The following is a 12,661-nucleotide window of genomic DNA, read 5'->3' as shown; positions in this document are numbered from 1 at the left end:
CACGCTCAAAGGAGATAATGATAATGGCAGGACTCAATAAGCTGGTCGCCAGCTATGAAGAAGCATTGGAAGGTCTGACAGACAATATGACCGTCATGGTCGGTGGTTTCGGCCTCTGCGGTATTCCCGAAGGCTTGATCGCCCAGATGGTCAAGAACGGTGCCAAGGGGCTCACCGCCATCTCGAACAACGCAGGGGTGGACGATTTTGGCCTGGGGCTACTGCTCAAGAGCCGTCAGATCAGCACAATGATCGCCTCCTATGTGGGCGAGAACGCCACCTTCGAGCAGCAGATGCTCTCGGGTGAGCTCAACGTTATCCTCACCCCTCAAGGCACCCTGGCCGAGAAGATCCGCGCCGGCGGCGCCGGAATCCCCGCCTTCTTCACCGCAACCGGTTACGGTACCCCGGTAGCCGAAGGCAAGGAGACCCGTGAGATCAATGGTCGCCACTATGTGCTTGAGCCTGCGCTGACCGCAGATTTTGCCCTGGTTCGCGCCTGGAAGGCCGACACCATGGGTAACCTGGTGTTCCGCAAGACGGCGGCCAACTTCAACCCTATGATGGCCACGGCCGGTAAGATCACTGTGGTAGAAGCCGAGCATATCGTCGAGCCGGGCGAGCTGGATCCCGACCATATCCATACACCAGGCATCTATGTTGACCGCCTGATCCAAGGTACGTTCGAGAAGCGTATCGAGCAGCGCACAGTGAAGAGCAAATAGGGAGGAGACAACCATGGCTTTATCGAGAGAACAATTGGCACAGCGTGTTTCCCAGGAGCTACAGGATGGCTTTTATGTCAACCTGGGCATAGGCATTCCGACTCTGGTCGCCAACTATATTCCCGAAGGCATGCAGGTGATGCTGCAATCGGAAAACGGCCTGCTCGGCATGGGCGAGTTCCCCACCGAAGAGACCATAGATGCAGATCTTATCAACGCGGGTAAGCAGACGGTGACGGCAGTACCCGGCGCCTCCTTCTTCTCCTCGGCAGAGAGCTTCGCCATGATCCGTGGTGGTCATGTGGATCTCACCGTGCTGGGCGCCTTCGAGGTGGATGTTGAGGGCTCAATCGCCTCTTGGATGATCCCTGGTAAGCTCATCAAAGGCATGGGCGGTGCCATGGATCTGGTGGCCGGTGCCGACAATATTATCGTCACCATGATGCACGCCGACAAGCACGGCAACTCTAAGCTGCTGCCTAAGTGTGAGCTGCCGCTGACCGGCTATGGCTGTATCAAGCGCGTGCTGACCGATCTGGCCTTCCTGGAGATCAAAGATGGCGCCTTCCACCTGCTGGAACGTGCCCCAGGCGTAAGCGTCGAGGAGATTGTCGCCAAGACGGCCGGCAAGCTTATCGTGCCCGAGCATGTACCTGAGATGCAGCTCTAATCACAAAACCTAAAAAAGCCCAGAGTGCTCTCTGGGCTTTTTGTTTACAGGCTAATACTGCTAAGCATTTTCGCGACACGCCTAGGCATTGGCACGATGCACCGCCTGACGCCAGAACTGACGCGCCAGTTGCCGCGACTCCATCGACTTGAGTGAACTGCGCTCTCCCAAACGCCTATCGGCCTGAGATTGTTCAAAGCCTTCACTGGCCAGCTCACTGATCGCCTGCAGCGAATCGCTGATATCCACCGCCGCCAGCCCCTGCTCCTGCATGGCATCGGCGCTTAACTCTGTCATCTGGTTGATCTTATCGATACGAGTGACCAGCTCGGCAAATACCGCCTCGGCCTGCTTCACCAGCTGTACCGCTTGGGTCGCCTGACGCTGACCTGCGCTCAGGGTATGGGCTGCATTGGCCGTGCTCTGCTGGAACTTGGCGATGATGGCGTCGATCTGACTGGTTGAGTCGGCGGTACGTGCCGACAACTGCCGCACCTCGTCAGCCACCACGGCGAAGCCCCGGCCCGATTCCCCGGCCCGCGCCGCCTCGATGGCTGCGTTGAGCGCCAGCAGGTTGGTCTGTTCGGCAATCTTGGTGATCACCTCAAGCACCTGATTGATGGCCACGCTATCATGCTCAATCTCGCTGACCACCTGGGCAAAGTTGCCCACCTCGCTGTGTAGCTCGTCTATGCTGGCCACCACGGCGTCGAGCTGCTCATAGCCCTGTTGCACCGCCGCCTGGCTGGCTTCTACATCTGCCGAGACCTGCTTGATTTGCTGACCCAACTCGTTAAAGCTGGCGGTCAGCTCCTCCACCGCCGCCGCGGCCTGGGCCGTCTGCTGATTCTGACCATCGGCGCGATCGGCGGTGGCCGTGATAGAGCTCAGCAAGGTGTCACTGTCCCTGGCGATAGTGGTCGAGGCATCTGTCATGCGCCCCACCACCCCGGCGATCTCCGCGGTGGTGAACTCCATGGCAAACTGAATATTACCCAGCTCGTCCCGCCGCCCGGCATAGATATGTCTGGCCACTGGGTCTGACACTATGGACAGCGCATGCTGGTTGAGGGCGCGCAGCGGCGCCAACATAGCGCGCATCCCAAAGACCAACAGGGGGGCGCAAAGCAGCGCCAGCCAGGGAGAGATGTTGCTAAGGGCGATGCCCAGCAGCAGACAGACCAGCGCAAATAGGGTCAGCTTACCGCCATAGCTTAGCTTGGCATCCTTGATCTCGCTGCGCTGCTCTGACTTATTCAGGCTCTGATAGATGTCGCTAGCACGATCGACCTGGGCCTGACTCGCCCGGCGCCGCACCGATTGATACTCCTTGACCTGGCCGTTCTCCATCACGGGCGCCACATAGGCGTTGACCCAGTAATAGGAGCCATCTTTACAACGGTTCTTCACTACCCCCAACCAGGATTGCTGTTGCCTCAGGCGCTGCCACAACATGGCAAAGGCGGCCTTGGGCATGTCGGGGTGACGCACTATGTTGTGAGGCTGGCTAAGCAGCTCCTCCTCGGAAAACCCACATATACGGCAGAAATCCTCGTTGGCATAACCTATGTTGCCCTTGAGATCCGTCGTGGACAGCAGAATATCGTCGTCAGTCAGCGCGACCTCGTTGTCGATTACGGGTTGATTATTTCGCATTGCATTTTAATTAGTTATCAAAGCGGTGACTGAATTTTGACGCCTAACAATTTACTGACAATTGATCTAACACAATATTTCTGTATCCAGAGAGGTTACAAGTGTTGATTTTTTGAGCCAGATCTCATAGGAGGTCACCTAAACAACCACTAATTAAGTCTTTAATTATAAAGATTATTTTCATCTAATTGGTTGAATATATAAGCAGAAAACACCTTGTAACAGCTTTTGTTTGCAAATCGGCCTTAATCCACATTATTATCATGGCCTTTTGCGACGACTCGCTCACCAGGGGGGGCTATAGGGTTTCGCATTCAATATCCGCAAAAACAACTAAAATAAAAACCTTAAGAATGAAATCATGAAACTAGCAGGCCACCTCGACTGATGCCTAATTTTGTTACCTACAAGAAGCTGCTTCTAGGCCCCCTACTCCTCTGCCTGAGTCTTACCGCCGCCGCGCAGCAGGCAACCCCTATACGCTGTGGTGTCGCCACCGGATTTCCTCCCTACCAATTTGATCAACAAGGCGACACACAAGGTTTCGATGCCGATATGGCCAGATTAATCTTCAAACGCCTGGGTATGCCGTTTCAGTTTAAACAGCAACCCTGGGATCTGGTCTTCAACGAACTCAGGTTCGGCAATATAGAGGTAATTGCGGGGATGGAGATTAACGACTTGAGAACCAAGTTTTTCGACTTCACCCGTCCCTACTATCACAGATATGACGTGATCTTCATTCTTGAGGACAACCAGGAGATCACTAAGGTAGAGGATCTCCATAACGAACTGGTGAGCGGTGATCGCCACTCCTACATAGAGACTCACTGGAAGGAGCTGGGTACACTCTACAATTTTCGTATCATAGGCACCCAGACCAAAGCACAATCTATGGAACTGTTAAAAGCCGGCAAGATCGAGGCTGCCATCATGCCTAAAGCGGTCGGCCTCTACTTGGCACAGCAGATGGAGGTTGGGGTCAAGATACTGGACAACCCCGATCCCGGCTCGCCCGTGGCCTTCGCCGTCAAGAAAGGCAATATCGAACTCTTAGCCAAGATCGACGACGCCCTAAACAGCTTCATCGAAGAAGGAGAGATCGAGCGGTTATACCAAAAATGGTTTCCACTACATGGCACCGACAATAGGCATGATGCGCGTTAATCCTCGGTTACAAGCGCGACCAGAATCCTAGCCCCTCTCGATTGGCCGTTAAGCCCACAGAAGCTTAAGTCTGCGGCTACAATGTTAATAAGCAAGATCAAAGCGAGCAATAGTAGCTGTTTCACAGACGGCCTTATTCTATGACAAGCAGACTCAATAGCAGGCGCTATATCTTCCAGCTCACCGCCATATTCAGCATGATATTTGCGCTGGTGGGATTTAGCTATAACGTGTGGCGCATGGAAATTAGCGAATATAACAACACAATGCGAACCGCAAGCTTCGAGCTGTTACTACAACTCTCTGAGCTTGAGGCCATAGTGTTTGCCGCACACTATGATAAAGACCCAGTTGCGGGCAATCCGCGAAAGGGCTGGATTAAGGTAAATCTGATAAACGACCTGAGTATGATCACCGAGGAAAAGGTTATCGCCTCAGCCGCCGACCTCAAGACGGTATGGCAACACCACTGGCCACAAATGACCGAGCAGCGAGAGAGCGCAACCCGCATCGTCGAGCAGATTGACCATACACGCGCCAGTGTAAGACACTTACTCGCCAGCCTTGAATAGCCGAGGCGTAGGTATAAAAAAGCCACCCGGTTGGATGGCTTATTGCTTAGCTCATACGAGTGGGAGAATTAGTCCCATAAAAATTCGCGGAAATGCTTACGGCAGACCGACTCATAGCTCTCGTTACCACCGATAGCCACCTGCTCGCCCTCTTTCATGGGGCGACCTTCGCCATCGAGTCTCACCACCATGTTGGCCTTACGGCCACAATGACATATGGTCTTGAGTTCCACCAACTTATCGGCCCAGGCCAACAGGTACTGACTGCCACTAAACAGCTCGCCCTGAAAATCTGTCTTCAGACCATAGCAGAGCACGGGAATATCCATCACATCCACCACATAGGTCAGCTGCTTCACCTGCTCCTTGCTGAGAAACTGCGACTCGTCGATCAAGATGCAGTGCAGAGTCTGCGCCTGACAGGCGGTTTTAACCATCTCGACTAGGTTATCGTCGCTGGCGAACACCTGGGCATCTGTCTCGATACCGATACGTGAAGCCACCTTACCCACGCCATAACGATCATCGATAGACGCCGTCATAACCAAGGTGTTCATGCCGCGCTCACGGTAGTTATAGGAAGATTGCAGCAGTGAGGTGGATTTACCGGCATTCATTGCCGAATAGTAAAAATAGAGCTGTGCCAAAGCGAGTATTCCCCTGATTTTTGTTATCACGGGATTCTATCACCATCTTGCGCCAATTAGCAGCGTCAATGGCCTTAGCAATGGACTATGCCGCACAAAATCGGGCTTTCTCGGCTCCTTACCACCAGGTAAGGGCAATATCGACAAACAGCCCCCACGGCGCCAGGATACTACAGGTGCCTCGCCTTCCCTCTCATCACCCTAGTGACGCCCAGGTAAAACCTAAAAAGTCCTTCATTAAAAACCACTTTCTATCCGTAAAACGCTCCTTTTTCAGCCTGAGTTAATTTACAAAAGCTAGATTGTTAGCAGACTCACCCACATAAAAATAACAATCGCAATCTAAGGAAGTTGTATAGATGAAATTGAACCTAATCGCCTTTGCCGTCGTCGGTGCCTTATCGACCACAGTGCTACTCACGGGTTGTCAATCGAGTGGCTCTACCACTCAGGCCGCCGCCAGCATCGAGGCGCAAAACCCACTGATGCAGCCAAGCACGCTGCAATATCAGGCCCCAGATTTTAGCCAGATCAAGGATGAACACTTCAAGGCAGCACTAGAGCAAGGCATCACAGATCACCATGCCCAGGTGCTGGCCATTGCCGACAACAGCGAACCCGCCACCTTTGCCAACACTATCGTGGCTCTGGAGACCAGCGGCGAGCTGCTGACCCGCGCCTCCAAGGTGTTCTATAACCTCACGGGGTCTAACAGCAACCCGGCGCTTCGTAAGCTTCAGGGCGAGATGGCCCCTAAGATGGCCGCTCACTCGGACAATATCCACCTCAACGGTAAGCTATTTGAGCGCATCGATAGCCTGTATCAGAGCCGCAAAACCTTAGGACTAACCGCCGAAGAGGTGCGCCTCATCGAGATCTACCACCAACGCTTCGTTATGGCCGGTGCCAAGCTGACCGAGGCACAAAAGGCCGAGATTCGCTTGCTTAACGAAGAGCAGTCTAAGCTTACCAACGAGTTTGGTCAGCGTCTGCTCAGACTCACCAAGGAGATCGCCGTCGTCGTCGACAGCATCGATGAACTTAAGGGATTGTCTGACAGCGAGATCCGCGCCGCCAAGGCCGATGCCAGTGCCGCTGGCCATGAAGGCAAGTATCTTATCAATATCACCAATACCACACGTCAGCCTATCCTGGCCAAGCTGGAAAACCGTGAGCTGCGTCAGCAGGTGTGGCAGGCCTCATCGACTCGCGGCATGAGCGGCGAGAATGAGACCGCCTCACTGGTTGCCCGTCTGGCACAGCTGCGCGCCGAGCGCGCCCAATTGCTGGGTTACAAGAGCTGGGCCGACTACCGCCTGACGCCGCAGATGGCCAAGACCCCGGATGCCGTCTACCAGATGTTCGGCTCTATGGTCCCAGCCGTGGTGGCCAACACCCAGAAGGAAGCCGATGACATCCAGGCGATGATCGACAAGACAGGTGGCGACTTCACCCTGGCGCCATGGGACTGGGCGTTTTATGCCGAGAAGGTACGTAAAGACAAGTTCGACCTGGACGCTGCCGCCATCAAGCCCTACTTCGAATTCAACCGGGTGCTGGAAGATGGCGTCTTCTTCACCCTGGAGCGTCTCTATGGTGTGACCCTCAAGCCACGCCCGGACTTGCCTGTCTACCATGAAGATGTGAAGGCCTACGAGATGTTTGACGCCGACGGCAGCTCTATGGCGATCTTCTACGCCGACTACTTTGCCCGCGAAGGCAAGCGCGGCGGCGCATGGATGAGCTCCTTCGTGACTCAGTCTAAGCTGCTCAACCAGAAGCCTGTGGTGGTCAACGTGATGAACATCAAGAAGGCGCCAGCGGGAGAGCCTACCTTCGTCAGCTATGATGAGGTCACCACCATGTTCCATGAGATGGGCCATGGCACCCACGGCATGTTCTCTAAGGTGACCTACCCTAGCCTGTCGGGCACAGCCGTGTCCCGTGACTTTGTGGAGTTTCCCTCGACCTTCGAAGAGGATTGGGCGGCCCACCCCGAGGTGCTGGCCAACTACGCCAAGCACTATGAGACTGGCGAGGTGATCCCCGATGAGCTGCTACAGAAACTGCTGAAGTCACGCAGCTTCAACCAGGGCTTCGACACATTGGAATATATGGCGGCGGCCCTAGTGGATCTCGAGTGGCACTCACTGAGCAGCGATGCCCCACTACAGGATGTGGCCGAGTTTGAAGCCAAGGCACTGGAGAAACATGGCATCAATATCGCCGCCGTGCCGCCACGCTACAAGTCGACCTACTTCGCCCACGCCTTCCCGGGTGGCTATTCGGCCAGCTACTACGCCTACATGTGGAGCGAGATCCTGGCGGCAGATGCCTTCGCCTATGTGCAAACCCAGGGCGGCCTCAACCGCGAAATCGGCATGAAGTATCGCAAGACCATACGCGAGGTGGGTAACAGCGTGCCGCCGATGGAAGCCTACAAGGCCTTCCGTGGTCAGGCACCGACCACAGAGGCGCTGCTTAAGCGTCGCGGACTCAACTAATTCCCCGACTCACAGACTCCCATTGATGGGGGAACACCCATAAAAAATGCCGCTCGATGAGCGGCATTTTTATATCTAGTGTACCTTGGTTTTGCCTACCTTAATTAGGCCGGGCGATTGGCCTTATGGCGCAGCACCAGAACGCTCACCACAAACATCGCACTACAGGCTGCCAATCCGGCGCCCACAGATTCGGTGAAGCCCAGTACGGTATAACCTACCAGGCTGATCCCCGCCACGATGATGGCATAGGGCAGCTGAGTCAGCACATGGTCTATATGGTGACAGTTGGCCCCGGTAGAAGACAGGATGGTAGTGTCCGAGATAGGCGAGCAGTGATCGCCAAATACGGCGCCCGCCAGCACAGAGGCCAGCATAGGCAACATCATGCCGGTGTGAGTCCCCATGGCCATATCGGCGGCGATAGGCAGCATGATGCCGAAGGTGCCCCAGCTGGTACCTGTGGAGAAGGCAGTCAGACCCGCCAGCACAAACAGCACGGCAGGCAGCAGCGCAAACGGAATATTGCCCGTCGCTAGGCTGGCCATGTATTTACCCGTCTCCATCTGACCAATCACCCCGGCGATGGTCCAGGCAAACAGCAGAATATAGATAGCGGGCAGCATAGAACGGGCACCGGCAATCACGCCTTTAAAGATAAGCTCCTTGTCCAGCCCCTGAACAATCACCAGCAAAATTGTCGCGGCCAGGCCAATCACGGCGCCGAAGAAGAGCGACGAGGCCACATCTGTCTTCTCGAAGGCACCAATGACACTAAAGGGCAGGTTCTCCGCCGCCAAGGCGTCTGCACCGCTGCTGATCATGAAGTAGATGGTGGCAAACACCAATACTGTGATAGGCAGGAACAGGCCTAAGATCTTGCCAGAATCGGCCTCGGGCAGGTCGCTGTTGGCCCCGGGAGGCAGGCCCTTGGCCTCGTCATACAGGTTCCCCTTCTGGGCGTTTAGCTCATGCTCACGCATGGGCCCAACATCCAGCCCCATGAAGGCGACGCACAGCAATAGCAGCAAGGCGAAGATGGCATAGAAGTTCATCGGGATCATCTGGATAAACACACTCAGATGGCCGGTGTCGGCAAAGCCATGGGCGGTGAGAATGCCACCGATCAGCGCGATAATGTAGGCCCCCCAGCTAGAGACGGGTGAGATGACGCAGATAGGCGCCGCGGTCGAGTCCAGCAGGTAAGCCAGCTTGCTGCGGGAGATATAGTATCTGTCGGTGAGGGGTCTGGCGACACTGCCAACCACCAGGCTGTTGAAGTAGTCGTCGATAAAGACCACGCAGCCCAGGAACATGGTGAGCAGCTTGGCATCGCGCTTATTACGAATATGTTGACGCGCCCAGTCGGCAAAGGCCTTGGCGGCGCCGCTCACGGTAATGAGGGCGGTGATCATCCCAAGCAGAATCAAGAAACCCAGCAGATAGACGTTCCAGCTGTTTAAGGCGCCATCATCCCACACCAGGCCCACCACCTGTTGTCCCAGGTATTGGCCCATATCCAGCGGTGAAAAATCGGCAATCAACAGTGCCCCCAGGAGGATCCCCACACCGAGTGAGAGCAGGACGCGGCGGGTAAAGATCGCCAGCAGAATCGCTACCACAGGCGGCAGCAAAGAAAGTGCCGAATCGGCATAACTCAAAGTTGTCATTGTAAAATATTGTCTTCGTTTAAATACGAATGGAGGGCAACTGAACTGGTGGGATATAGCATGAGATATTACACCTGTCCTATCAGTAGCGCTCCATAGTGATACCCATTCTCGGTATACCTTCCACTTATCAATCCAGATAAGAAGCACTATGGCAGTGCTGCCTCTATTCGATGACAGCCCCAGCGGCGAGCCTTGATCAACTCCACCACTTCGGCACCAAATCCTTTCATATTCGCTTAACGGCATCACCCTAACGAATACTACTGATATTTAATGCACCTCTACGTCTCAGGACGTCTACCAATGTCACTATCGGCAAACGTGAGGCACATAAAAACATAAGCGGCTTTAAGGACGCTACCTCAAAGCCGCTCCATGTGATATATATCACACTAAATTTCAGATGAACACCAAAGTGCTCACCAAGCATTTACATTTTATTAAATAAGTTCGAGTAGCTTAGGCACTGCCTCGAACAGATCCGCTTCCAGACCATAGTCGGCCACCTGGAAGATAGGCGCCTCAGGATCTTTGTTGATCGCCACGATCACCTTAGAATCTTTCATCCCCGCCAGGTGCTGGATGGCACCCGAGATACCCACGGCGATATAGAGGTCCGGCGCGACAATCTTACCCGTCTGACCGACCTGCAGATCGTTTGGCACATACCCGGCGTCTACCGCGGCGCGAGACGCACCCAGTGCACCGCCCAGCTTATCGGCCAACTGCTCGAGAATCGCGAAGTTCTCGGCGCTGCCCATGGCGCGGCCACCCGAAACCACTACGGAGGCGGCACCAAGGTCGGGACGCTCAGACTCAGACAGGGTCTGAGAGACAAACTCGACATCGCCGCTGTATTCGTTATCCAGGGTCTGCACCGAGGCGCTACCGTCTTGAGCCACCGCATCGAAGGCACTGGCGCGAACCGTCATCACCTTGATGGCATCCAGGCTCTGAACCGTCGCCATGGCGCTACCGGCATAGATAGGACGCACGAAGGTGTCTTCGCTCACGACTTCGACCACTTCAGAGATCTGCGCAACGTCCAGAAGCGCCGCCACGCGAGGCAGTACATCTTTACCTACGCTTGAAGCCGCAGCCAGAATATATTGATACTCGCTGGCTACTGAGACGATCAGCTGTGACAGGTTTTCGGCGATGGCGTTGGCATAAACGGCGCTGTCGGCCACCAGAACCTGACGCACACCGGCAAGCTGCTTGGCGCTATCGGCCGCGGCGCTACAGTTATGACCGGCTACCAGCACATCGACTTCACTGCCTACGGCCTGAGCACAAGCCACAACCTTGGCGGTATCGAGTTTTAAAGTCGCATTATCATGTTCTGCTATTACTAGAATCGCCATTTAGATCACCTTCGCTTCATTCTTTAGCTTTTCCACCAGCTCCTCGACAGAAGCCACCATAATACCCGCTTGACGCTCGGCAGGCGGTGTCACCTTGAGCACCTTCTGGTGCTGCTTCAGGGTCACGCCCAGGCTGTCTACCGTGACGGTATCGAGCGGCTTACGTTTCGCCTTCATGATGTTAGGTAATTTGGCATAGCGAGGCTCGTTCAGACGCAGGTCTGTGGTGACAATCGCAGGCAGCGGCATCTTAAGGGTCTGCAGGCCGCCATCGATCTCACGGGTCACGACGAGTTGTTCACCCTCGACCTTTACCTCAGAGGCAAAGGTCGCCTGAGGCAGGCCGGCAAGCGCCGCCAGCATCTGGCCTGTCTGGTTATTGTCGCCATCGATTGACTGCTTACCCAGCATGATCAGCTGCGCCTGCTCATTGGCTTGAATCGCATTGAGGATCTTTGCTATAGAAAGTGGTGCAAGCTCTTCTTCGGTCTCCACATGGATACCACGGTCGGCACCCAGTGCCATCGCCGTGCGTAGCTGCTCCTGCGACGCCTTAGGCCCTATGCTTGCTACCACAATCTCGGTCGCAATACCTGCTTCTTTCAAACGTACCGCTTCTTCGACAGCAATCTCACAAAATGGGTTAATGGCCATCTTCAGATTTGCGGTATCGACATTTGTATTGTCAGCGTTGACCCTGACCTTCACATTAGCATCGACGACGCGTTTAACTGGCACCAATACTTTCATAAGGCTTCCTTCTTACGTCTTTATTCTGGATAACAAATAGTGCATAGCAAAACTATCACCAACTCATGCCACTTTACGTGCTGTTGACGTTAACGTCAACAGGAAGTCACCAGCATCTTTGTCTTGCATCAAAAACGGCGTGTTTAGGAGCGAATAAGGGGAAAAACAGGACAAAAAAAGAAAAGTTGAAATAAATTTTACAATAAAGGCCCAAATATTCATTTAATTCGTTTGATAAAACCTTTTTTAGTTCCTATTATTAGCCCTGTAATCCTATTTACTATTTTATTTTTAAGCAGGACATAATTAATATGAGCGAATTTCTAGATATATTGACGCATGGTCGTCGCTTTAAGGCTGCTGTTAAAGAATTGTCGGTAGAAGATTTAAAAGATGTAGCGGTTAAGCTTGAAAAAATCATTACCGAGAAAGAGAAACAAGCAGAAGAAGAAAGCGCGGTGATGGCCGAGCGCAATGCAAAGATAGAAGAGATTCGCCAACAAATGGAAGCTGTTGGTTTATCAATTGACGATTTAGGTGCTGTGGCCGCTAAGCCAGCCCCTAAAAAACGTGCTCCACGCCCACCAAAATATAAAATTGAAGTGAATGGCGAAACGATCACTTGGACGGGTCAGGGTCGCACACCAACCGTATTTAAAAACGAATTAGATAAGGGGCGTTCACTGGACGAGTTTCTTATCAAAGCCTAACTCCCCCTGGGAGTAACAAACAGAAAAGCCAGCCCTAGGGTTGGCTTTTTTATTTCCTGTTAGTGCTACTCGTCTCGAAAGCAGTATCGACCACATTTATAGCGTTTATGGACTGACTTTCCGAATAACCGAGCCTCTATGTTTTGACATAAACCGATACAGTTCCGCCCTTGGAAATTGTTCATGATATGGGATAATCTTGAGCCACTTTTGATCTCAGCCG

The 12,661-nt window shown here is 53.7% G+C and carries 11 protein-coding genes and 1 riboswitch; of the genes, 6 read left to right on the top strand and 5 right to left on the bottom strand.

Going from position 1 to position 12,661, the window contains the following annotated elements; translation table 11 throughout:
• Window positions 1-23 precede the first annotated feature (23 nt).
• Window positions 24-725 carry a CoA transferase subunit A gene (locus GNT65_RS06520; protein ID WP_160794530.1) on the top strand — a complete coding sequence of 234 codons (702 nt, stop codon included), beginning with the start codon at window positions 24-26 and terminating at the stop codon, window positions 723-725.
• A gap of 13 nt (window positions 726-738) precedes the next feature.
• Entirely contained in the window at window positions 739-1,395 is a 657-nt protein-coding gene (locus GNT65_RS06515; protein ID WP_160794528.1) for a 3-oxoacid CoA-transferase subunit B, read from the top strand.
• Between the two features lie 81 nt (window positions 1,396-1,476).
• On the opposite strand, the gene GNT65_RS06510 is transcribed toward GNT65_RS06515, so the two are convergent.
• Window positions 1,477-3,051, bottom strand: a complete 1,575-nt coding sequence (locus tag GNT65_RS06510) for a methyl-accepting chemotaxis protein (RefSeq protein WP_160794526.1) — start codon at window positions 3,049-3,051, stop codon at window positions 1,477-1,479.
• Window positions 3,052-3,438: 387 nt separating this feature from the next.
• Here GNT65_RS06510 and GNT65_RS06505 point away from each other — a divergent pair, with 387 nt between their 5' ends.
• Together GNT65_RS06505 and GNT65_RS06500 are read left to right on the top strand one after the other, a co-directional pair.
• On the top strand, window positions 3,439-4,218 hold the full coding sequence (locus tag GNT65_RS06505) for a transporter substrate-binding domain-containing protein (protein WP_160794524.1): 780 nt from the start codon (window positions 3,439-3,441) through the stop codon (window positions 4,216-4,218).
• 140 nt (window positions 4,219-4,358) lie between these two features.
• Window positions 4,359-4,790, top strand: coding sequence for a hypothetical protein (locus GNT65_RS06500; RefSeq protein ID WP_160794522.1), 432 nt, complete (start codon window positions 4,359-4,361; stop codon window positions 4,788-4,790).
• A 68-nt stretch (window positions 4,791-4,858) separates the two neighbouring features.
• Here the strand turns inward: GNT65_RS06500 and GNT65_RS06495 are convergent, their stop codons facing one another.
• Window positions 4,859-5,437 (bottom strand): thymidine kinase, encoded by a 579-nt coding sequence (locus GNT65_RS06495; protein WP_160794698.1) that lies wholly within the window; start codon window positions 5,435-5,437, stop codon window positions 4,859-4,861.
• A 359-nt stretch (window positions 5,438-5,796) separates the two neighbouring features.
• On the opposite strand from GNT65_RS06495, the gene GNT65_RS06490 reads away from it, so the two are divergent.
• The gene (locus tag GNT65_RS06490; RefSeq protein ID WP_160794520.1) at window positions 5,797-7,941 is read left to right on the top strand and encodes a M3 family metallopeptidase; all 2,145 of its coding nucleotides are present in this window, start codon (window positions 5,797-5,799) and stop codon (window positions 7,939-7,941) included.
• Between the two features lie 104 nt (window positions 7,942-8,045).
• Here the strand turns inward: GNT65_RS06490 and GNT65_RS06485 are convergent, their stop codons facing one another.
• From GNT65_RS06485 to GNT65_RS06475, 3 genes are all read right to left on the bottom strand, one after another.
• The gene (locus GNT65_RS06485; protein ID WP_160794518.1) at window positions 8,046-9,611 is read right to left on the bottom strand and encodes a Na+/H+ antiporter NhaC family protein; all 1,566 of its coding nucleotides are present in this window, start codon (window positions 9,609-9,611) and stop codon (window positions 8,046-8,048) included.
• A gap of 78 nt (window positions 9,612-9,689) precedes the next feature.
• A riboswitch (Lysine riboswitch) is annotated at window positions 9,690-9,906 on the bottom strand.
• Window positions 9,907-10,054: 148 nt separating this feature from the next.
• A complete protein-coding gene (locus tag GNT65_RS06480) occupies window positions 10,055-10,978 on the bottom strand; it encodes an electron transfer flavoprotein subunit alpha/FixB family protein (protein WP_160794516.1) in 924 nt (307 codons plus the stop codon).
• Window positions 10,979-11,728, bottom strand: a complete 750-nt coding sequence (locus GNT65_RS06475) for an electron transfer flavoprotein subunit beta/FixA family protein (protein WP_160794514.1) — start codon at window positions 11,726-11,728, stop codon at window positions 10,979-10,981.
• A gap of 311 nt (window positions 11,729-12,039) precedes the next feature.
• Between GNT65_RS06475 and GNT65_RS06470 the strand changes: the two genes are divergently transcribed.
• On the top strand, window positions 12,040-12,438 hold the full coding sequence (locus GNT65_RS06470; protein ID WP_160794512.1) for an H-NS histone family protein: 399 nt from the start codon (window positions 12,040-12,042) through the stop codon (window positions 12,436-12,438).
• Window positions 12,439-12,661 lie beyond the last annotated feature (223 nt).

It is taken from the genome of Shewanella insulae (assembly GCF_009831655.1).
Classification (GTDB): Bacteria; Pseudomonadota; Gammaproteobacteria; order Enterobacterales; family Shewanellaceae; genus Shewanella; species Shewanella insulae.
The sequence above is the reverse complement of the archived record's forward strand: the minus strand, read 5'-3'. Positions and strand labels throughout refer to the sequence as shown.